The sequence below is a fragment of the Pararhizobium sp. genome (assembly GCF_965279435.1).
Classification (GTDB): Bacteria; Pseudomonadota; Alphaproteobacteria; order Rhizobiales; family Rhizobiaceae; genus Pararhizobium.
On the sequence record NZ_CBDIHY010000003.1, the window covers coordinates 2,790,285 to 2,810,535 of the forward strand.

Below are 20,251 nucleotides of genomic sequence, written 5' to 3' on the forward strand. Positions count from 1 at the left end.
CGCCCGAACCTGACCCAATGAATCAATTGTGATTCGCCTTGTCCAGAGGGAAATGTAAAACTTTGTTAACCATTTATCGTCATGGGAAAATTGCACTATTGGCGTTGCTGCGGCGGCAGAAACGAAAAACCCCGCAGCTGCGGGGTTTTCATCAGGTCCGGTGAATGTCTCTATCCCTTGAGCATGCGCTCGACGATGTCGCTGACATCGGCGGATAGCTTGGGTGCTGCGGCGATTTCGCGCAGCGCCTTGCGGGCCTGTTCGGCACGACCGGTTTCCAGCGAGCGCCAGGACCGCATCGACGTCAGGATACGCGCTGCCAGCTGCGGATTGCGCGGGTCGATGTCGAGAATCTGGCGGGCGAGAAACCGGTAACCTTCGCCATCGGCGCGATTAAAGCCGGTCGGGTTTGAAAAGGCGAACGTGCCGACAAGCGCGCGCACCCGGTTCGGGTTGGAGCCGTTGAACAGCGGGTCGGCCATCAAGGCTGTAACGCGGGCAAGTGCTTCGGCACCTGGAATGGTCGCCTGGATGGTGAACCACTTGTCGATCACCAGGGCATTGCCGGCAAAACGAGCCTTGAAGGCGCCAAGGGCTTCCGTCGTTTCAGTGGCATTCGGAAACCGGTGGGCGAGGATCGTCAAGGCCTGGCTGAGGTCCGTCATGTTGTTGGCGGACTTGAACGCTTCTACCGCACGAGCAGGCTCGTTTTCCGCATAGACGAGATAGGAGAGGGCGGTGTTGCGCAGCGCCCGGCGTCCGGCACTTGCCGCGTCCGGGCTGAACGGACCGTCGACAACCATCTCGTCAGCGAGCTTGGCAAAAATCTCCCTGCCGGCCTTGGCGATCGCGGCCATGATCTGCTGGCGTCCCGTATGGATGGCGTCGGGATCGTTATTCCCGCCGATTTCGCGGGCGATATCGGCTTCGCTTGGCAGTGCCAAGGCCTGGGCTCTGAAGGCAGGCTCAAGATCGCTATCGGCTGCTGCCGCCAGCAACGCGTCGATCAGGGATGTGTCGCAGTGCACGGGCTCGCCCGCCTTGGCGCTTGCCGCGGCGGCGACAAGGTTGGGCAGAGCAAGATCGTTCAAGGCCTGCCAGCGGGCAAACAGGTCGCTCTCATGCTTGGCGATGTGCGCGCGATCGGCGGCCGTCTGCTCAAAATGCAGGTTGATCGGCGTCGAGAAGCCACGATTCAAGGACAGAACCGGGCGCGAGGTGATGCCGTGAAAGACGACAGTTTGAGTGCGCTCGACGAGATGCAGCACGTCGCCGGTCATTTCGGCGCCGGTCACGGAGCTAACCGCAGCCTCTGAGCCATCCTCCAGCAGAAGGCCGATGCGCAGCGGAATATACATCGGCTCCTTGGAGCTTTGGCCAGGCGTTGGCGGCACCATTTGCTCGAGCGACAGCGTCAAAGTTTGCTTGGCGGCGTCATAGGCGGTCGAGGCACTGACCAGCGGCGTACCCGCCTGGTGATACCAGAGCGAAAACTGGGTGAAGTCGCGCTTGCTGACTTCAGCGAAGCAGGCGACGAAATCCTCGATCGTCACGGCCTGTCCGTCATGGCGGTCGAAATAGAGATCCATGCCCTGCTTGAAGAGGTCGGCACCAAGCAGGGTGGCGATCATCCGGGTAACTTCCGAGCCTTTTTCATAGACGGTCGTCGTATAGAAATTGTTGATCTCGCGGAATTTTGTCGGGCGGACCGGATGTGCCAGCGGGCCGGCATCCTCCGGAAACTGCTCTGCTTTCAGATGCCGGACTTCGGCAATGCGCTTGACGGTGCGTGAGCGCTGGTCGGCCGAGAATTCGTGGTCGCGGTAGACCGTCAGGCCTTCCTTGAGGCAGAGTTGGAACCAGTCGCGACAGGTGATGCGGTTGCCGGTCCAGTTGTGGAAATATTCATGCGCGATGATTGCCTCGATATTGGCATAGTCGGCATCGGTCGCGGTTTCCGGGTCGGCCAGAACATACTTGTCGTTGAAGACGTTCAGTCCCTTGTTCTCCATGGCGCCCATGTTGAAATCGGACACGGCGACGATCATGAAGATGTCGAGATCATATTCGCGGCCAAACCGTTCCTCGTCCCAGGTCATCGAGCGCTTCAGCGCATCCATGGCGTAGGCGGCGCGGGGCTCCTTGCCATGCTCGACATAGATCTTCAGCGTGACTTCGCGGCCGGACATGGTGGTGAACGTATCTTCGACGACACCGAGATCACCGGCGACCAGAGCGAAGAGATAGCTCGGCTTCGGGTGCGGATCGTGCCAGGCGGCAAAGTGCCGGCCGTCGCCCATGCCGGCGCCACCGAGATAGTTGCCGTTCGAGAGCAGCAGCGGTGCAGTCGCCTTGTCGGCGATGATGTTGACCGTGTAGACGGCGAGTACATCCGGACGATCCGGGAAATAGGTGATGCGGCGGAAGCCCTCGGCCTCGCACTGCGTGCAATAGACATTGCTGGTGCGATAGAGGCCCATCAGCGTGGTGTTTGCCTCGGGATTGATCTCGGTGGTGATCGTCACCTCGAAAGGTGCCGTTTCCGGCAGATTGCGGATCGTCAGCGTGCTTTCCGCAGCATCGTAGTTCGGGGCCTGGATTTCTTCCTGGTCGAGCAGCAGGCCGGTCATCTTCAGTTCGTCGCCGTCGAGGACAAGCGGCGCATCCGCGTCGACACCTTCGCGGCGGTGGAAGATCAAACGGGCTTCGACCTTGGTTTCGGTGGGATCAAGTTCGAAGGTGAGGTCCACCCTCTCAAGGACGAAATCCGTCGGCCGGTAGTCTTCCAGATGAATGATCTCGCCCGTATCTGTCCGCATTGTTTGTCCCGCTTGCATCGGCCGCTGCGTCCAGACGCTGGCGGTGAGGCTTTGTCTCGATGAAGAGGCTACGCTGAAGATGCGAAGCTTCCGGTGTGATCGCAAGGTGGTCTTTTCGTGGACATGTGCCGTTTTCCGGTATGCCTGACGTGTCCCGTTCTTTGCTTGTTCAGAGACTTACGAAATTCGCCCTAACAATATTTGAATCACGCGTGTATTTTTGACACAGGTTACGTAATTTTACAGCCGGTCGTTAGTGTTTATCTCAAGCTCGCAGTTTTTGCCCGCCGGATTGCTTGGGCGGTGCCCGTTTGGCTGTGTCGGCCGGGTGCACGCACGGAGCGGGCATCAAATATTTCCGCCACTCATCACGAAAATTGATCCCTCTTTCGATTATCGCGCGTTAAGGTAATGGGGTCACGGTGACGGATTCTCCGATCGCCGACATCCCCCGCAGCCTGTCGTTCCCGATGATTTCCGGCCCGCTGCCCTCGTCCGATGAGTGCACCCCGCAATGGATTCCGAATTCCCCCACCCGATGAAGGGCATTACCCTCAAGGTCATGTCCGTACTGGTTTTCGTCTGCATGGCAACTCTGATCAAGGCGGCAGGCACTGAGATTGCCACCGGCCAGATCACCTTCTACCGCTCGGCCTTCGCCATGGTGCCGATCCTCGGCTATCTCGCCTTCAAGGGGCATTTGCGCACCGCCTTCCACACCAAGGATATTTTCGGCCATCTGGCACGCGGGTTTATCGGTATCCTGGCAATGAGTTTCGGCTTCTACGGCCTCGTGCACCTGCCGCTGCCGGAGGCGATTGCGATCGGTTATGCCATGCCGCTGCTGGCTGTGGTCTTTGCGGCGGTGTTTCTCAAGGAAACGGTTCGGATCTATCGCTGGTCGGCAGTGCTGATCGGGCTGGTCGGGGTGATGATCATCACCTGGCCGCGTGTGACATTGCTGAGAGACGGCGGGTTCGGCTCGCAAGAAGCGCTTGGCGCACTGGCCGTACTCCTGTCGGCAGCGCTCGGAGCCGTTGCCATGGTGCTGGTGCGCAAGCTGATCGCCAAGGAGAAGACGCATACGATCGTGCTTTATTTCTCGCTCTCGGCCGCATGCTTCTCGCTGTTGTCGCTACCGTTCGGTTGGGAACCGCTGCCGATGAATTCCTTCCTGCTGTTGATGGGGGCAGGTTTTTGCGGCGGCGTCGCGCAGATCCTTCTGACGCAGAGCTATCGTTATGCCGATATGTCGACGATTGCGCCGTTCGAATATACCTCGATCCTGCTCGGGCTGCTGATCGGCTATTTCCTGTTCGACGAGGTGCCGACGGGCGTCATGCTGATCGGCACGGCGATCGTCGTTGGTGCCGGAATCTTCATCATCTTTCGCGAACATCAGCTCGGTCTTGAGCGCCGGGGCGCGCGCAAGCACATTACCCCTCAGGGGTGAGCCATTGTCTGAATGATCAGGATGATGCTGATGGAGCGGTATCGTCTTCGATCAGATCGGCCGGCCGCACCGCCTGGTTCATGGCGTTGACGGCCTCTGTTCCGGGAGTGGGAACGGTATTGGCCTGGAAATCCGTTTTGGACACGAGCCCATCCGTGTGGCCACGCTGGGCAATGCGCCAGGCGGCATAGGCGGCGTAAAGCGCAAAATAGATGGCGAGAAGCACGAACAGCGACGGCGGGCCGAAACGGTCCATCACCGGGCCAACCATCAGCGGGCCGGAAATCGTTCCGATACCGTAGGTGATCATCATGCCGGAGGACACTTCGACATATTCGTTCGGCCGGGCAAGGTCATTGGCATGGGCAACGTTCAGCGCATAGATCGGGAACATTACAGACCCGACAAAAGCGGCGATAACGTAGAGCACTAGCGGGCTGGAGCCGACGAAGGCAACCATGGCAAGGCAGGAGACAACGCCGACGATGCCGCAGCCGACCATGACGATACGGCGGTCGATCCGGTCTGATGTTCGCCCGATGGGGATTTGCGAAATGGCGCTGCCGGCGAGTAGGGAGGCAAGCAGTGTCGCACCCTCGACGGTTGAAAGGCCAATCTTCTGGGTGAAGACGCCACCGAGATTAAGCCAGGCGCCGGACATGGCGCCAGCCAGAAACGCGCCGACGACGGCAACCGGTGAGCGTCGATAGAGCCCCGGCACATCGAATTTCGCTTGGGCCGGCGGGGCGGGCATTGCGGATGAGGACAACGCCGTTGGCAAAAGTGCCAGCGAGAACAAGACGCCGCACAGGATGAACAGTGATGAATTCGTGGGGTCACCCAGGGGCACGAGATATTGCCCGCCGATGGTGCCGACCATGGTGGTTATCAGATAGAGCGAAAACAGCATGCCGCGGTTTTCGTTGGTGACCCGCTCGTTCAGCCAGCTTTCGATGACCAGATAGCTGCCGGAAATCGCAAAGCCGGAAATGGCGCGAAAGAAGATCCACGCCCGCCAGTCGACCACCAGTCCGCACATCAGGATGGCGATGCTGAGCAGGGTGATCAAGGCGGCAAACACCCGCACATGTCCAACGCGCAGCACGAATTTCGGGGTGACGATGCAGGAGATGGTGAAGCCCAGCGTATAGCCGGTGGCGATCAGCGAGATGGTCAGCGTCGACCAGCCCTCGGCCACCGAGCGCACCGGCAGCACGTAGCTCGCCAGCCCGAAGCCGACCATCATCAGCAGTGTCGAGAGCATCAGGCTGAGCACGGATCTGAGGCTTGTCAGCATGAAGGCTCCGGATGCGGATCTGCCGGTTGCCTGTGACGCACAAGCCTCAGGAGAAGCGCTGAAAATGGTGGAGCGGATGGCGTGCTTGAAAACCGGTGCCCGACACGCCGCTGTTGGAATCAAAGAACGAGTGTCGCTCTATCCAGTTTTGCTGACGCTGTCGATTGCGACAAGGCTTGGCGCAGAAGAGGAATATGGCCGCAGGGCGGCCAAAAGCCGGCGATTACTTCGGCAGAAAGCCGCTGACCGCATGGCGATCGGCATTGGCGGCCGGAGCTTCCTTGCTCAGACGGCTAAATTCGCCGGAGGCGCGCACGGCGGTGCCGATATCGGCAAGGAGGACCCGGAGCGAGCGGATATGTGCTGACATGATCGGATACCTTTCATTTGAGCCTGGCTTTTCAGGCAGAGGAACGCGCGATTGCGCGAACCTTAGACAATCAACGCTGGACGAATTCCGAAAAGATCTGGGCAGGGCGTGTCTTGTGGCCATAGCCGGCAGCGGTCATCTGTTCGTTGGCAGCAGAGCCGAAGCTGTTGAAGGGCGTGCGCAGCGCCGAGCCGGCGTGGCGGAGCGTTTCAAAGCTCGAATGCAGAGGGCGAAAACGGGTCGTCATAGTTCAATTCCTTATTCAGTCCCCCCGTTGGCTTATATTGCACTGCAGCATCGATTCCGCAACGGACGCGTTCGCGTTGCTGGTATGCGCAATCCGCATGGCTTTTTTCATCGTTTGTTCACAATTGAGGCAAGTGCCCGGTTCAGACGGTCTTAACCACGAATCCGGGCGCGAAACGCCAGCAGATCCTGCCAGGCCAGACGCTTGCTGGCCGGTGCCGAGGTCAGGTCCTGCGGGTGCAGGGTAGCGAGGGCCGGCACAGTGGCGTTGCCCACCTGAATGTCGCGCCATTCGCCGCGCATGTGATGGATCATTTCGTTGCCACCGAAGAAGAAACGGGCGGCAAAATTGCCGAGGATCAGCAGGTGGCGCGGCTCGCTCAGCACGATCTGGCGCTCGATGAACGGGCGGCAGATGTCGGTTTCGCGTGGCGAGGGCGGGCGGTTTCCCGGCGGCCGCCAGGGAATGACATTGGTCAAGAGCACCGATGTCCTGTCAAGCCCGATGGCGGCCAGCATGCGGTCCAGCATCTGGCCCTGCTTACCTGAAAACGGAACGCCCTCGCGGTCATCGTCGCCATTCGGCACCGGACCGATCACCAGGATGCCGGAGGTTGGATTGCCATCGGCAAACACCATGTTGCGGGCGCTGTTGCGCAGATTACAGCCGGAAAAGGCCTCCATGGCGCTCTTGAGCTCCGCAAGGGAGCGCGCAGACTCTGCCGCAAACCGGGCCTCGGCAATGGCCTGCTCGTCGGGAATGGCCATTTGCGGAACCACTGCCGGTGCCGCTTGCGGCTTGTTGGCAGCCCGGTTGCCGTTTTCACGAGCGGCCGGCGCATTGGGCGCATCACTACGCTCCGAGGCTTGCGTCCGTTGCATGGCTTGTGAGCCGCCATTGCCGCGCGCCGCCTTCGCCTCGGCAAATTCCGCGAACCGATCGACCGGCTCGTCTTCCAGCAGCCATTCAACCCCTGCTTCCGCATGAAAATGCAGAAGGGCGGCAAGTTCGGCCGGGCTCATGGTGTCGCTGGAGATCATGGTCTGCTTGTACAGAAGCTTGAGGAGGCAGGGAAGGGATACGGACCGCTATTCACGGCGTCGTCGCATTCGGCTGTGTAGAAACCGGCAAATTCCTTCTTCTCCCCAGCGAGGCAATGAGGGGGCGGTTCGGCAAGCTCTATGTGTTGGCTTTCCCCTCATCCGGTCCTGCGGGCCTCTTCTCCCTGCCGGGGAGAAGAGGAAGCCGCCAATCAAGCCGCCATTGCCGTCCAGCGTTCAATGTCGTCGCGCTCGCCGATCAGCGCCAGTCCATGGGCGATCGAGAGAAGTTCCCCGCCGCTTTCGATGCGGTCGCTGGCAAAACGGTCTTCGAAGATACGGCGGATGGCCGGGACGAACGAGGTGCCGCCGGTCAAGAACACCTTGTCGATGCCCTCTGGCAGCGTGTTGGTGGTGACCAGCACTTCGTCGAGTGCTTCCTCTATCCGGGCAAGGTCCGGGGCGATCCAGCTTTCGAAATCGCTGCGGCGCACAGTCTGGCGGCTCTTCTCGCCGAGCGGCGCGAAGTAGAATTCCGTCTCTTCCTCATGCGACAGCCGCATCTTGGTGGCCGAAATCGCCTGGTAGAGCGGATAACCTTCGTCATGATCGACCAGATCGACAAAGGCTTCGAGCTTTTCCGGCTCGACAGCGGAGCGCACCAGCTGCTTCAGGTCGGTAAAGTCCTTCAGCGTCTTGAAGATCGACAGCTGGTTCCAGCGGCCGAAATTGGCATAGTAGCTGGAGGGCACGTCGAGCAGCTTGTCGAAACTCTTGAACTGGCTGCCCTTGCCGATCAGCGGCGAAACCACCGTGTCGATGATGCGGAAGTCGAAATGATCGCCGGCGACGCCGACACCGGAATGGCCGACGGGTACTGCCGTCAGCTTGCCGGCATGGCTTTCGAAGCGGATGATCGAATAGTCGGTGGTGCCGCCGCCGAAATCGGCGACCAGCACGGTCGCATCCTTCTTCAGGTTCTGGGCAAAGTAGAATGCGGCCGCGACCGGCTCATAGACATAATGGACCTCGGGAAAATCAAACGATGCCAGCGCCCGGTCGTACCGCTCCAGCGCCAGGTTTTCATCCGGGCTCGAGCCGGCAAACCGCACCGGACGGCCGACGACAATGCGCTTGTAATCCTGGTGCCAGCCATCGCCGGCATAGTCGGCAATGCGCGTGAGGAAGGCGCGCATCAGGTCTTCAAAGCTGTTGCGGCGGGCAAAGATCAGCGTGCCCTGAAACAGGGGGCTGGCGGCAAAGGTCTTGATCGACTGGAGAAAGCGCGCTTCACCGGGATTGTCGATGAACTGCTGGATCGCCGCCTGGCCCGCCTCGATGGACACGGCGGCAGCGCCGAGCTTCGCGTGCTTCATGAACGACAGCGCCGTGCGCATCGAATCGGTGGTTCCGGCCATGCTTGAAAAGCTCAGCGACTGCGTCGTGTCGCCCTGCGAGGCGGCAAGCACCGAATTGGTCGTGCCGAAATCGAAGCCGAGTGCCTTGGCCATGAAAGTCTCCGTTGTCTCGCCGTTCGCAGAACCGCCGTGCCAACATATGGGCCCTACCCAGCCACGTATGTGCCCGATTGAGAGGTTAACGAGATGAGAATTGTTCTTTTTTGGGAGGCGCCTCATGACATGGCTGCCGAGCCAATGCAAGGCGACGAGGTTTTTGATGAAACGGATCTACCGTCGCGACTTGGCGCGCTCCACGATAGATTTAAACCATTCCATATCGCGAAAAGGCTCCAGATCATCGTCTGTCATAAGATGCTCGCCTGCAGGAAGGGTGGCGTGGGCAAGAGCTTTTTCCAATCTTTGCCGAACACCCTCCTCATCGCCGAGAATGGCGGCAAGACAGGCTCTGTTGTAGCAATCTTCTGGAACGATCGCCTCCACTCGGTCCAGTACACTTTCCGCGATACTAAGGTAATGTCTATTTCCGCTGAGATGCCAGGCACCCAGCAATGCCGATGCATAATTATCTAAAATTTTATGATCGTCTTTGTTTATTACTATAGCGCTTTCGTATTTTTCAAATGCTTTCTTGTATAGTTCCTCGTCTTTTTTCATTTTCGCCAAGTTTCCGAGTGTGTTTGCCCAATTGAAGAGGGATTCGTAATGATCGGGTTTGATCGAAAGTGCTTTTTCATATTTTCCAAATGCTTGTCTGTAGAGGGACTCGTCGCTCTTCAGTTTCGCCAAATCGCCAAGCGTAGTTCCCCAGTTGAAGAGGGCTTCGTAATAATCAGTTTTGAAGGAGAGTGCCTTTTCGTATTTTTCAAATGCTTGCCTGTAGAGGGCCTCGTCGCTCTTTAGTTCCGCCAGATCACCAAGTGCATTGCCCCAGGCGCAAAGGAGCTCATGGTCATCGTCTTTAATGGCAAGCGCTTTTTCGTATTTTTCAAATGCCTGCCTATAGAGGGCCTCATCGCTCTTTAGCTTCGCCAAGTCACTGAGTGCATTGCCCCAGTTGAAAAGGAACTCATGGCCGTCGGCCTTAATGGAAAGAGCTTTTTTGTATTTTTCAAATGCTTGCCTGTAGATGGCCTCATCGCTTTTCAGTTCCGCCAGATTACCGAGTGTATTGCCCCAGGTGAAAAAGAGCTCATGGTCGTCGGACTTAATAGAAAATGCTTTTTCATACTTTTCAAATGCTTTCCTATAGGTCGTCTCATCACCGTTTAGCTTCGCCAGATCACCGAGTGCGGCGCCCCAGTTGAAAAGGGCTTCATAGTAATTAGTTTTGATGGAGAGTGCCTTTTCGTATTTGTCGAATGCCTGACTATAAAGGATTTCATCGCTTTTCAGCTTCGCTAGGTCGCCGATTCTGTTGCCCCAATTGTTAAGGGCTTGATAAAAGTCTGGTTTGACTTGAACCGCCTTCGCGTATTCACCGGCGGATTTCTCCAATTTCTCCAATTTATCGAGATCGAGAGACGCTTTAGCCTCCGTCTGAAGGTCGTAAGCCGTTGAAAAGTGAGCCCATGCCTGAATCTCTTGATCTATCGGTTCATGCGACGTGCCGTTTTCATCCAATGGTTTCTCGATATCGATAATTCCAGCCGGATTATTTCCCAGAACAGATGCGACGTTGATGCTCATCTCCAAGGTAGATCGCGCGGTTCCAAGTCGACTGCGGGTGTCCACCAAGATATCCTTTGTCATACCGGTGCTACCCATGGGAAAGGAAATGACATCTTTCATTTCTGATAGGAGATGGTCCGCGGGGCTCTTGAAAACTTCAGGCGGGAAGCAGTCCAACTCCTGCGCCAGCTTGATCATAAAGCTATCGGCATCCGCGCCACCGATATAATGGCAATATGCTTTGTGATCTCCTTCGAACAGGTCTTTCAGGTGTTCGCCGGGCCTATCGGACCTGCCAACCCAATAAATGTGTCTCCGGCCGGAATAGCACCGGGCGACCATAGGAAAAACGCGGTCCGCCTGTCCGCTATAGCCGATGACCACGAGGTTTGAGGAGCCTAGGCAATCGTCGATGAGCGGTCTCAGTTTGTCGGCGTGCTTTTGCGTCTCTTCCGTTGAATTCATCATCACAGGCCCGACCCCTTGGCCGTGCAAATGTATAATGGATGGATCCGATAGAAAATCGACGCGTTCTGCGGGCGCGATGCCGAAATCATAGGTGGCGGGATAAAGTCCCAGAAGCCCGCAGGCGCGCGCGAGAATATTATCGAAATTAAAGGTCAATACACGGCGTACATGTTCCGCCTTCATCAGGCATGCCAAGGCGATGTGCGCCCAGTTGATCTTGGAGTTCCTTAAATAAGGGGCGAGCAGATCGTTTCGCTCATCGAGCGAAAGGAGGTTCATGCACGCGCCGTAGTCATTTCTTAATGCCTCGGGCTGTCTGGAAACTCTCGCCACGTGAGTCCTGATTATTTCCTTTACCAAGTCGCCCGCCAGTGGAATTCCGGCCGACAGAGACATGCCGGCACCAGTCAGGAAATCAAAACGGCGCGGAGCACGCCGCATTGTATTGACCAGTTCGGCGATGTCTTCGTCAGTGTATTTTATCATGTGAGTTCCTCAATCAGCATCTTAAAATTGCATTTCACATGTACTCGTTCAATAAGGGATTTTGGCAAAGAGGAAATTTACAACATCATGTTTTTGACGTTTACGTGCACGTCATGTATTTGTATCCTGCCGCATGACCTCATGCGCAAATGCGCTTGGCTGCCGTCGCAGACTGGCTCGACAAGTCCGGCCGTATTTGCCATGACGGAGGTCAAGAATTGGGAACAAAACCGCGCAAAATAGCCGGGTGCGACTGGAGACGATAAGATGACCGACCAACAGGAATTGCCCGATCGCGAAAGCATGGAATTCGACGTGGTGATCGTCGGGGCGGGGCCGGCCGGTCTGTCTGCCGCCATTCGCTTGAAGCAGGTCAATCCGGAGCTTTCCGTCGTCGTCCTGGAAAAGGGTGCCGAGGTCGGTGCGCATATTCTCTCGGGCGCTGTGGTTGATCCGATCGGCATCGACCGTCTGCTGCCGGGCTGGCGCGAGGAGGAGGGGCATCCCTTCAAGACCAAGGTGACGGACGACCAGTTCCTGCTGCTCGGTCCCGCCGGCTCGATCCGCCTGCCGAATTTTGCGATGCCGCCCTTGATGAACAATCACGGCAATTACATCGTCTCGCTCGGCCTCGTCTGTCGGTGGCTGGCCGAGAAGGCAGAGGCACTGGGCGTCGAGATCTATCCGGGCTTTGCCGCGACCGAAGTGCTCTACAATGATCAGGGCGCCGTCATTGGTGTGGCCACCGGCGACATGGGCGTCGAGAAGAACGGCGAGCCGGGCCCGAACTTTGCCCGCGGCATGGAGCTCATCGGCAAATACACGCTGATCGGCGAAGGCGTGCGCGGCTCGCTCGCCAAGCAGCTGATTGCGAAATTCGATCTCTCGAAGGATCGCGAGCCGCAAAAATTCGGCCTCGGCATCAAGGAGCTCTGGCAGGTGAAGCCGGAGAACCACAAACAGGGCCTGGTGCAGCACTCGTTCGGCTGGCCGCTCGGCATGAAGACCGGTGGCGGTTCGTTCCTCTATCATCTCGAAGACAATCTGGTTGCCGTCGGCTTCGTCGTGCACCTGAACTACAAGAACCCCTATCTCTATCCGTTCGAGGAATTCCAGCGCTTCAAGACGCATCCGGCCATTCGCGGCACCTTCGAAGGCGGCAAGCGGCTGACCTACGGCGCCCGCGCCATCACCGAGGGCGGCTATCAGTCGGTGCCGAAGCTGACCTTCCCGGGCGGCGCGCTGATCGGCTGTTCGGCTGGCTTCGTCAACGTGCCGCGCATCAAGGGTAGCCACAATGCCGTGCTGTCGGGCATGCTCGCCGCCGAAAAACTGTCGGACGCGATCGCTGCAGGCCGCGCCAATGACGAGGTGATCGAAATCGAGAACGGCTGGCGCGACAGTGCCATCGGCTCCGACCTCAAAAAAGTCCGCAACGTCAAGCCGCTGTGGTCGAAACTCGGGACAGTGGCCGGCGTGGCGCTCGGCGGTCTCGACATGTGGACCAACACGCTGTTCGGGTTCTCCTTCTTCGGCACGCTGAAACACGGCAAGACCGACGCGCAGGCGCTGGAACCGGCGTCAATGCACAAGCCGATCGCCTATCCGCGCCCGGATGGCGTACTCACCTTCGACCGTCTCTCTTCGGTGTTCCTGTCGAACACCAATCACGAGGAAAACGAGCCTGTACATCTGAAGGTCAAGGACATGGCCCTGCAAAAATCGTCCGAGCACGACGTCTATGCCGGCCCATCGACCCGCTACTGTCCGGCCGGCGTCTATGAATGGGTGGAAAAGGACGGCGAAGACGTCTTCGTCATCAACGCGCAGAACTGCGTCCACTGCAAGACCTGCGACATCAAGGACCCCAACCAGAACATCAACTGGGTACCGCCGCAGGGCGGCGAAGGGCCGGTCTATCCGAATATGTGAGCGGCATGGTAGGGCTAGGCCAAAGCGGCTGTCGAAAATGCTGAACACCAACATACCGGTTCATGGTTTTCAGCAGGTCCTCCGTTCCTTGCACGCCACTCTCCTTCCGTCATCCCGGACTTGTTCCGGGATCCAGTGCGTTCAAGTCCTTGAACGCTAAAGACTCGTCCCACGGCGCAGACGCGCCGTGACTTGATTCCTGTGACAGGCACAGGAATGACGGAGCAGAGTTTGGGTGTTCATAAAAAACATAGCAATTCGTAGGCAGCTGAAATCGGCAGAAAGCCCGCCGCCGCCTTTCCATTGCGCACAATATCAACGCGCTTAACCGGGCATTAACCATGTTTTCCCTATTTTCGGTTGCATCAACCGGATCTTAAGGAAACTCACGATGTCGATCTCCCGCCGTGGCCTGCTGCTCGGCTTGTCTGCTCTTCTTGCCGGTTGCGCCACCAACGGACCGAACCACGCTGCCAATTATGCTGCAAAACCGGATGAAAAGTTTCCGATGCCGGCCATGCCGCTGGAAAAGGTCAAGCCGGAACTGCGCCGCCAGCAGGTCGCCTATGCAACGAAATATGATGCGGGCACGATTGTCGTCGATACGCCGGCAAGGCGGCTCTACTATATCCTCGGCGACGGCCAGGCCCTGCGCTACGGCATCGGTGTTGGCCGCAACGGCTATGCGCTGGCCGGTTCGGCCACGATCGGCCGCAAGGCTGAATGGCCGACATGGACGCCGACCGACAACATGATCCGACGCGATCCCGGCAAGAACCTGAAATATGCTGGCGGCGTTCCCGGCGGCCCGAACAACCCGCTCGGCGCCCGCGCCATCTATCTCTATCAGGGCGGCAACGACACGATGTTCCGCATCCACGGCACGACGCAGCCTTGGTCGATCGGCCAGGCGATGTCGAGCGGCTGCGTGCGCATGCTCAACCACGATGTCGTCGATCTCTATGAGCGGGCAACCGTCGGCGGCCGCGTCGTCGTCCTGCAGGCGTAAGCCCGGCGGCAGCAGCACGAGCATATCCAATCCATCAAAGGCGCCGTGAGCTGAGATCTCCGGCGCCTTTTCTGTCTTATCCGCGCGCCCATTTGCGATCGACGAAATCGGCGATCAGCGGCGCGATCTCCCGCAAGCGTTCCTCCAGTGCAAAGTGACCCGTGTCGAACAGGTGCAGTTCCGCTTCCGGCACGTCGGTCAAAAACGCGCGGGCGCCAGCCTCGGTGAAGAACGGATCGTTGCGGCCCCAGGTGATCATCGTCGGCGGCTGGCTTTGGCGCAGCCATTGCTGCCACTCCGGATAACGAACAAGATTACTCTTGTAGTCGAAGGCAAGATCGAGCTGCGGCTGGCGGCGATCGGGACGGTCGAGAAAATGCTGGTCCATCGTCCAGCCATCGGGGGCGACAAGCTCCGGCTGTGCGGTGCCGCCTTCATATTGCCCACGGGTCATGTCCAGTGTCAGGAGGTTGCGAATCTGCTCCACGGCGCCCTCTCGAGAAGGGGCAAGCGCGATGAAATCGCGGGCGATGTCTGACAGGCCCTCCAGATAGGCATTGCCGTTCTGGACGATCAGCCCTGCGATTAGTTCCGGCCGCCGGCTGGCCAGCCGGAACCCGACCGGTGCACCGAAATCGAAGGCGTAGAGCATGAAGCGTTTGAGCGAGAGTGCATCGACAAAGGCCTCGATCACGCCGGAAAGGCTGTCGAAGCTATAGGTGAATGCGCCGCCTTCGTTGGTGGAGACGGGCGCTTCGCTATGGCCAAAACCCGGGTAATCGGGCGCAATCAACCGGTAATGGCTGCCAAGCGCGTCCATCAGCCGGCGGAACTGGTGCGACGAAGCGGGGAAACCATGCAGTAGCAGGATGGTCGGCGCGTCTGCAGCCGCCTCCGGCAAGCTTTCCCGATAGAAGATGCGAACGCCACCGGCCTCGACAAAACGATGACGGATCTGGGCAATGCTGCGCAAGGTCATTTTAACACCCATAATTTGAAAATCTATGCGTTAGGTTTGCGTCGATGCTACTAATGTGTCAATAGTCAAAATATACATTATATGCGTGAGGCTGAACATGGATTTGATCCCCTTCACCGGCGAGCCCTTGGCGCTCGATCTCGTCAATACCCGGCCCCTAACGGCTGAAGGCCGAGTGGATTTGCTCGAAACCGATGCGGGGTTCAGGCTGTGGCTGGACGCCGAGGCTGAGCGGCTGTCCGTCCTGTCGGCTGCGGAATCTGCCGCGCTGCAGGTGGGTGACATCGCGGCGATCGTCGCCGTACGCGACCACACAGCCTCGGCGATCGCGCATATGCGCGACGGCAAGCCGGTGCCAATCAAGGATATCAACGGATTGAATGCCGCGATGCGCGCAGCGCCGGTCATGCGCCAGCTCGCATGGAGCGACCCACCGGTGCTCTCCAGCGAACGGGCAGGGGCACCGGCGGTCCGGCTCGCCGGGTTTTTGGCCGAAGATGCTGCCGCGCTGCTTGCCAGCGGTGAGGTGGCACTGATCCGCCAATGTGCGGCAGAGGATTGCGTCATGCTGTTTGTCGGCACCAATGCGCGCCGCCGCTGGTGTTCCGCTGCACGCTGCGGCAACCGCGTCCGCGTCTCGCGCTACTATCAGCGCAGCAAGTCGGCATGACGGCTCGGGCGGATTCATTGAAGCGGTTGAAAATGCCAGGCAAAGCCTGCTGGATCTGTCCAGCAGGCTTTGCCTGTCGTGTTCTCCAGCAATCCTACGCGTTGATCTCCGCAAAACCCGGACGCGTATCGTTCACAGGCGCGCGGACCGGGGCGGATTTCCAGGTGACGACCATCAGTGCGCCGATAACCGTGATATGTTCCATGACGACATAGAATTCCAGCGTCTTCATGGGCTCCTGCATGGTCCAGAACGTATGGGCAATCGGAATGGTCAATGCGGTGAAAACGGCCAGCGCGCCTGCGCCGAGCCAGGTCCAGCGGTTGGCGATGATCAGAGCGGAGCCGCCAAGCTGGGTGATGATGACGGCGATGGTGACGAGCGGTGCCGGTTCGAGGCCGAAATAGGCGATCTCGGCGACGCCGGCATTGAAATCGATGAGTTTGGCGAGGCCGCTCGCCCAGAACATGTAGGTGAGGATGGTGCGCGCCAGATAGCCGAACGCGCGGGAACCGACGAGGGAATCAATAAAGGAAGGCATTTTTCTCTCCAGAAACAGGGATGAACGAGCCCCGGATCCGGCCCCACTGGGGCGTGGGGATCGGATCCGGAGCAGCGCGGCATCACCCGTTTGGGAGACTATCCGGTGTGCCGCGCTGCCTCCTGTTTAGGGCGAGCGCAGCGGTTGAGACGTTCCCGCAGGAACTGCGGCAAGGCCGGATTTTGACGAAGGGGTGCGCGTCAGAATCCTGCCAGCACCAGCTTGCCCTTCGTCCTGCCGGTTTCGATCAGGGCATGGGCCTTTTTCAGGTTTCCGGCGTTGATCAGCCCGAGCGTTTCGGTCAGCGTCGAGCGGATTTTACCGCTATCGACCAGCCGCGCGATCTCGGTGAGAATCCTGTTTTGCTCTTCCATGTCCTTGGTCTTGAACAGCGAACGGGTAAACATCAGTTCCCAATGGATCGAAACCGCCTTGCGCTTGAATGGCACGACATCGAGCACTTTCGGATCGTCGATCAGCCCGAAACGGCCCTGCGGGGCGATCAATGCGATAATGTCTTCCAGGTGATCGGCGGTATTGGTCGTCGAAAACACGAAGGCCGGGGCGCCGAGCGCCAGTTGGTCGATCTGCTGCGCCAGCGGCTTGGAATGATCGAGCACATGATGCGCGCCGAGATCATAGGCCCATTTCTGGGTTTCGGGGCGCGATGCGGTGGCAATCACGGTGAGATTGGTCAGCGCCCGGGCGAGTTGGATGGCGATCGAGCCGACCCCACCGGCACCGCCGATGATCAGGATCGCGTTGGCAGCGCCGGGAACCGGATCGTTGACCTTCAACCGGTCGAACAGCGCTTCCCAGGCGGTCAACGAGGTCAGCGGCAAGGCGGCCGCTGCCGGAAAGTCCAGCGTTTCCGGCTTCTTGCCGACGATGCGCTCATCGACCAGGTGGAATTCGGAGTTTGCTCCCGGCCGGTCGATGGCGCCCGCATAGAACACGGCATCCCCCTGCTGGAACAGTTTCACACCGGGGCCAACCGCCTTGACGATCCCCGCGGCATCCCAGCCGAGCACTTTCAGCTGGTCTGGATCAGGCTTCGCATTGGCGCGAATCTTGACATCGACCGGATTGACCGAGATCGCCTTGACCTCGACGAGAATGTCGCGGCCTTCCGGCACCGGCACGGGCAGGTCCACATCGATAAGGGAAGTCTCGGCGGAAATCGCCTGGGGGATCTTGTAGGCAATGGCGCGCATGGCTGGCTCCTGCAGGTTCGCTTGGTGGGGTTTGTCTGGAAGCTAGATGCGCATTATGGTGCGAGAGCGCAAGAATGCACAATAAGTGTATATAGTACCCAAAAGGATACCGTGAATGCCGCGTGTTCGCCACAAGCTCCTGACCTGTTCTCCCGGCTGCCCGGTCGAGGGCGTGCTGCATCTGATCGATGGAAAATGGAAAGGCGTCATCCTTTATCACCTTCTGGATGGCACCATGCGCTTCAACGAAATTCGCCGCCGCCTGACCAGCGTCACCCAGCGCATGCTGACCAAGCAGCTGCGCGAACTGGAGGCCGACGGGCTTGTCGAACGCACGGTCTTTGCCGTCGTGCCACCACGGGTGGATTACTGTCTGACCCCGCGCGGCCGTAGCCTTGAGCCGGTGATCATGGCGATGAAGCTTTGGGGCGATGAACACATCATGCTGCAGATTGCTTCATGACGGGGCGAATATAAGCGCTTTGCTGCCCGAAATAATAAACATTCGTCATTGAGCGTGTACCGGCTGAAAAAGCCTGTGTGCCGCTCCATATGTAGCCTACGAGCTGCAAGGAGCACGAATGAAGATCAAGGCCATATTCAATCGCGACGGCGGAACATTCCGCACAACCGATATGGACGCCTATACAAAAAAGGCCGAGGACGTCTTTCGCGCAGCCGGGCATGACATCGAAATCACCGTCGCTTCCGGCGACGGAATGGCTGACATCCTCGAAAAGACGGCCCGCCGTGACGATCTGGATGCAATGCTGGCCGGTGGCGGTGATGGTACCATCTCTGCAGCGGCCGGTGTTGCCTGGAAGAACGGCATGCCGCTCGGCGTGGTTCCAGCCGGAACGATGAACCTGTTTGCCCGCGCACTGAAACTACCTCTGGATATCTGGAAAGTCCTGGATGTTCTTGCCGAAGGTAGGATTGTCGAGGCCGATATCGGCAGCGCCGATGGCCGCGCGTTCGTGCATCAGTTTTCCATGGGACTGCACGCCCGCATGGTGCGCTACCGCGAATCCTACAGCTTTGCCTCGCGGATCGGAAAAATCCGCGCCAGTACGCGCGCCGCACTCGGCGTGATGTTCAACCCGCCCGAGTTCGAGATCGAGTTCGAGGTCGATGGCGTTCGCGAGAAGCGTGACGTGTCGGCGATCTCGGTATCCAACAATCATTTCGGCTCAAACGCGCTGATGCATGCCGATGATGTGACCGGCGGGAACCTGGGCTTCTACACGGCTCCCCCGCTGAAACCGTCCGGTGTCGCAAAGCTGACCTTCGACATTCTGCGTGGAAAGTTTCGCGAAAGCCCGCTGATCACCGAGATGAGCGTCACCACCGTCAACCTGCATTTCCCCAAGGCGCGCCACAAGATCAACTGCGTCATCGATGGCGAACTGCTACCGATCGGCCGCGATGTCGCCCTGCGCGTCCATCCCGGCGAACTGAAACTGCTCGTTGGCAAATAAGCGATATTCGCCCTGAGTGTCAGCTTCGGGAAGAGCTGGAACAGGCTCTTCCCTGGCGCTGGATCACGCCCGTGACGTTATACTTGGGCTCTGTCCTGTTCGAAAACCTTGCGCACGATATAGGGTGGTGAGTCGTTTTCGCCGGAATAAAGCCGCGCCATCATTTCGGCGAGGATGCCGGTGGTGATCAGCTGGACGGAGGAAAGGAACAGCATGACGCCGACAATCAGCATCGGCCGTGTGCCGATATCGTTGCCGAGCAGGAACTTGTCGATGAACAGGTAGAACAGGATCAGCGTGCTGAGACCACCGGCGAAAAGTCCGATCGACCCGAAGAAATGTCCCGGCCGCGCCTTGTAGCGCATGAAGAACAGTACCGACAGCAGGTCGAGAATCACGCGAAAAGTTCGGGAAATCCCGTATTTCGACGTTCCATGCTGGCGGGCATGGTGGGTGACCGGCATTTCGCCGATGCGGCTGCTCGGCACCACCCCTGCAACCCAGGCCGGAATGAAACGGTGCATCTCGCCCATCAGCTTGACCTGCTTGATGATCGAGGCCTGATAGATCTTCAGGCTGCAGCCATAGTCGTGCAGTTTTACACCGGTGATCTTGCCGATCAGGGCGTTGGCGCACCAGGATGGAATCTTGCGCAGGAACAAACCGTCCTGGCGGTTCTTGCGCCAGCCGACCAGAAGATCAAGTTCACGCTCCTCGATGGCCTTGACCATCGCGGGAATATCGCGCGGATCGTTCTGCAGGTCGCCGTCGAGCGTGGCGATCAATCTGCCGGACGCGAGGTCGATGCCGGCCTGCATGGCGGCGGTTTGGCCGAAATTACGCTGCAGTTCGACGATCTTCAGCCGCAGGCCGCTATCCAGTTCCTTGCGGGCACTGACAAGTGTGCCGTCGGTGCTTCCGTCATTGACGAGAATGAGCTCCCAAGGCTTGTCGAAATTCGCCATGGCTTCCCGGATGCGGGCAACCAGCGGGCCGACGCTTTCTTCTTCATTATAGATCGGCACGACGACGGACAATTCGACTGGCGGAGCTGTGTCAGTCTCTGCCTTGCTTGCTTCCAATATGGGATCCAAAATCAAAGCCTTTTAAAACGCTGCAGGTTCTCTCGCCTGGGGTATCGTGATAACCAGCCGTGCCA

Annotated in this window: 17 protein-coding genes; 7 read left to right on the forward strand and 10 right to left on the reverse strand. The window is 58.7% G+C overall.

The features are described from left to right. Positions 1 to 170: 170 nt before the first annotated feature. On the reverse strand, positions 171 to 2,819 hold the full coding sequence (gene pepN, locus ACQY8Q_RS19145) for an aminopeptidase N (protein ID WP_428428018.1): 2,649 nt from the start codon (positions 2,817 to 2,819) through the stop codon (positions 171 to 173). 514 nt (positions 2,820 to 3,333) lie between these two features. On the opposite strand from pepN, the gene ACQY8Q_RS19150 reads away from it, so the two are divergent. Beyond that, on the forward strand, positions 3,334 to 4,272 hold the full coding sequence (locus ACQY8Q_RS19150; RefSeq protein ID WP_426240833.1) for a DMT family transporter: 939 nt from the start codon (positions 3,334 to 3,336) through the stop codon (positions 4,270 to 4,272). 16 nt (positions 4,273 to 4,288) lie between these two features. On the opposite strand, the gene ACQY8Q_RS19155 is transcribed toward ACQY8Q_RS19150, so the two are convergent. Further along, positions 4,289 to 5,569 (reverse strand): MFS transporter, encoded by a 1,281-nt coding sequence (locus ACQY8Q_RS19155; protein WP_428428019.1) that lies wholly within the window; start codon positions 5,567 to 5,569, stop codon positions 4,289 to 4,291. On the opposite strand from ACQY8Q_RS19155, the gene ACQY8Q_RS19160 reads away from it, so the two are divergent. Continuing rightward, complete coding sequence (locus tag ACQY8Q_RS19160; RefSeq protein WP_428428020.1) at positions 5,568 to 5,936, forward strand: hypothetical protein; 369 nt, start codon at positions 5,568 to 5,570, stop codon at positions 5,934 to 5,936. The genes ACQY8Q_RS19155 and ACQY8Q_RS19160 overlap by 2 nt on opposite strands. A gap of 73 nt (positions 5,937 to 6,009) precedes the next feature. Here ACQY8Q_RS19160 and ACQY8Q_RS19165 read toward each other — a convergent pair whose 3' ends face one another. The 4 genes from ACQY8Q_RS19165 to ACQY8Q_RS19180 all read right to left on the reverse strand — a co-directional run bounded on the left by ACQY8Q_RS19165 (position 6,010) and on the right by ACQY8Q_RS19180 (position 11,269). Then, a complete protein-coding gene (locus ACQY8Q_RS19165) occupies positions 6,010 to 6,186 on the reverse strand; it encodes a hypothetical protein (protein ID WP_428428021.1) in 177 nt (58 codons plus the stop codon). A gap of 152 nt (positions 6,187 to 6,338) precedes the next feature. Beyond that, positions 6,339 to 7,226 carry a uracil-DNA glycosylase gene (locus ACQY8Q_RS19170; protein ID WP_428428022.1) on the reverse strand — a complete coding sequence of 296 codons (888 nt, stop codon included), beginning with the start codon at positions 7,224 to 7,226 and terminating at the stop codon, positions 6,339 to 6,341. 212 nt (positions 7,227 to 7,438) lie between these two features. Further along, positions 7,439 to 8,737 carry an Hsp70 family protein gene (locus ACQY8Q_RS19175; RefSeq protein ID WP_428428023.1) on the reverse strand — a complete coding sequence of 433 codons (1,299 nt, stop codon included), beginning with the start codon at positions 8,735 to 8,737 and terminating at the stop codon, positions 7,439 to 7,441. A gap of 177 nt (positions 8,738 to 8,914) precedes the next feature. Continuing rightward, a complete protein-coding gene (locus tag ACQY8Q_RS19180; protein ID WP_428428024.1) occupies positions 8,915 to 11,269 on the reverse strand; it encodes a TPR end-of-group domain-containing protein in 2,355 nt (784 codons plus the stop codon). Positions 11,270 to 11,536: 267 nt separating this feature from the next. Between ACQY8Q_RS19180 and ACQY8Q_RS19185 the strand changes: the two genes are divergently transcribed. Both ACQY8Q_RS19185 and ACQY8Q_RS19190 read left to right on the forward strand, forming a co-directional pair. Continuing rightward, positions 11,537 to 13,201, forward strand: coding sequence for an electron transfer flavoprotein-ubiquinone oxidoreductase (locus ACQY8Q_RS19185; protein ID WP_428428025.1), 1,665 nt, complete (start codon positions 11,537 to 11,539; stop codon positions 13,199 to 13,201). Positions 13,202 to 13,592: 391 nt separating this feature from the next. After that, complete coding sequence (locus ACQY8Q_RS19190) at positions 13,593 to 14,210, forward strand: L,D-transpeptidase (protein WP_428428026.1); 618 nt, start codon at positions 13,593 to 13,595, stop codon at positions 14,208 to 14,210. Positions 14,211 to 14,286: 76 nt separating this feature from the next. On the opposite strand, the gene ACQY8Q_RS19195 is transcribed toward ACQY8Q_RS19190, so the two are convergent. Beyond that, on the reverse strand, positions 14,287 to 15,189 hold the full coding sequence (locus ACQY8Q_RS19195; RefSeq protein WP_428428027.1) for an alpha/beta fold hydrolase: 903 nt from the start codon (positions 15,187 to 15,189) through the stop codon (positions 14,287 to 14,289). Between the two features lie 97 nt (positions 15,190 to 15,286). Here ACQY8Q_RS19195 and ACQY8Q_RS19200 point away from each other — a divergent pair, with 97 nt between their 5' ends. Beyond that, entirely contained in the window at positions 15,287 to 15,859 is a 573-nt protein-coding gene (locus tag ACQY8Q_RS19200) for a CGNR zinc finger domain-containing protein (RefSeq protein ID WP_428428028.1), read from the forward strand. Between the two features lie 94 nt (positions 15,860 to 15,953). Here the strand turns inward: ACQY8Q_RS19200 and ACQY8Q_RS19205 are convergent, their stop codons facing one another. Next, positions 15,954 to 16,400 carry a DoxX family protein gene (locus ACQY8Q_RS19205; RefSeq protein ID WP_428428029.1) on the reverse strand — a complete coding sequence of 149 codons (447 nt, stop codon included), beginning with the start codon at positions 16,398 to 16,400 and terminating at the stop codon, positions 15,954 to 15,956. Between the two features lie 200 nt (positions 16,401 to 16,600). After that, entirely contained in the window at positions 16,601 to 17,614 is a 1,014-nt protein-coding gene (locus ACQY8Q_RS19210) for a zinc-binding alcohol dehydrogenase family protein (protein ID WP_428428030.1), read from the reverse strand. Positions 17,615 to 17,729: 115 nt separating this feature from the next. Between ACQY8Q_RS19210 and ACQY8Q_RS19215 the strand changes: the two genes are divergently transcribed. Together ACQY8Q_RS19215 and ACQY8Q_RS19220 are read left to right on the forward strand one after the other, a co-directional pair. After that, positions 17,730 to 18,077 (forward strand): winged helix-turn-helix transcriptional regulator, encoded by a 348-nt coding sequence (locus tag ACQY8Q_RS19215; protein WP_428428031.1) that lies wholly within the window; start codon positions 17,730 to 17,732, stop codon positions 18,075 to 18,077. A gap of 118 nt (positions 18,078 to 18,195) precedes the next feature. Beyond that, positions 18,196 to 19,092: a diacylglycerol/lipid kinase family protein gene (locus ACQY8Q_RS19220; RefSeq protein ID WP_428428032.1), complete on the forward strand. Its 897-nt coding sequence runs from the start codon at positions 18,196 to 18,198 to the stop codon at positions 19,090 to 19,092. 77 nt (positions 19,093 to 19,169) lie between these two features. Here the strand turns inward: ACQY8Q_RS19220 and ACQY8Q_RS19225 are convergent, their stop codons facing one another. Then, positions 19,170 to 20,174 carry a glycosyltransferase family 2 protein gene (locus ACQY8Q_RS19225; RefSeq protein WP_428428033.1) on the reverse strand — a complete coding sequence of 335 codons (1,005 nt, stop codon included), beginning with the start codon at positions 20,172 to 20,174 and terminating at the stop codon, positions 19,170 to 19,172. Between the last annotated feature and the right edge of the window lie 77 nt (positions 20,175 to 20,251).

Excerpts from the sequence above, each read along its gene's own strand:
- pepN (WP_428428018.1), bottom strand. The coding sequence starts at position 2,819 with ATGCGGACAGATACGGGCGAGATCATTCATCTGGAAGACTACCGGCCG.
- ACQY8Q_RS19150 (WP_426240833.1), top strand. The coding sequence starts at position 3,334 with ATGGATTCCGAATTCCCCCACCCGATGAAGGGCATTACCCTCAAGGTC.
- ACQY8Q_RS19160 (WP_428428020.1), top strand. The coding sequence starts at position 5,568 with ATGAAGGCTCCGGATGCGGATCTGCCGGTTGCCTGTGACGCACAAGCC.
- ACQY8Q_RS19155 (WP_428428019.1), bottom strand. The coding sequence starts at position 5,569 with ATGCTGACAAGCCTCAGATCCGTGCTCAGCCTGATGCTCTCGACACTG.
- ACQY8Q_RS19165 (WP_428428021.1), bottom strand. The coding sequence starts at position 6,186 with ATGACGACCCGTTTTCGCCCTCTGCATTCGAGCTTTGAAACGCTCCGC.
- ACQY8Q_RS19170 (WP_428428022.1), bottom strand. The coding sequence starts at position 7,226 with ATGATCTCCAGCGACACCATGAGCCCGGCCGAACTTGCCGCCCTTCTG.
- ACQY8Q_RS19175 (WP_428428023.1), bottom strand. The coding sequence starts at position 8,737 with ATGGCCAAGGCACTCGGCTTCGATTTCGGCACGACCAATTCGGTGCTT.
- ACQY8Q_RS19180 (WP_428428024.1), bottom strand. The coding sequence starts at position 11,269 with ATGATAAAATACACTGACGAAGACATCGCCGAACTGGTCAATACAATG.
- ACQY8Q_RS19185 (WP_428428025.1), top strand. The coding sequence starts at position 11,537 with ATGACCGACCAACAGGAATTGCCCGATCGCGAAAGCATGGAATTCGAC.
- ACQY8Q_RS19190 (WP_428428026.1), top strand. The coding sequence starts at position 13,593 with ATGTCGATCTCCCGCCGTGGCCTGCTGCTCGGCTTGTCTGCTCTTCTT.
- ACQY8Q_RS19195 (WP_428428027.1), bottom strand. The coding sequence starts at position 15,189 with ATGACCTTGCGCAGCATTGCCCAGATCCGTCATCGTTTTGTCGAGGCC.
- ACQY8Q_RS19200 (WP_428428028.1), top strand. The coding sequence starts at position 15,287 with ATGGATTTGATCCCCTTCACCGGCGAGCCCTTGGCGCTCGATCTCGTC.
- ACQY8Q_RS19205 (WP_428428029.1), bottom strand. The coding sequence starts at position 16,400 with ATGCCTTCCTTTATTGATTCCCTCGTCGGTTCCCGCGCGTTCGGCTAT.
- ACQY8Q_RS19210 (WP_428428030.1), bottom strand. The coding sequence starts at position 17,614 with ATGCGCGCCATTGCCTACAAGATCCCCCAGGCGATTTCCGCCGAGACT.
- ACQY8Q_RS19215 (WP_428428031.1), top strand. The coding sequence starts at position 17,730 with ATGCCGCGTGTTCGCCACAAGCTCCTGACCTGTTCTCCCGGCTGCCCG.
- ACQY8Q_RS19220 (WP_428428032.1), top strand. The coding sequence starts at position 18,196 with ATGAAGATCAAGGCCATATTCAATCGCGACGGCGGAACATTCCGCACA.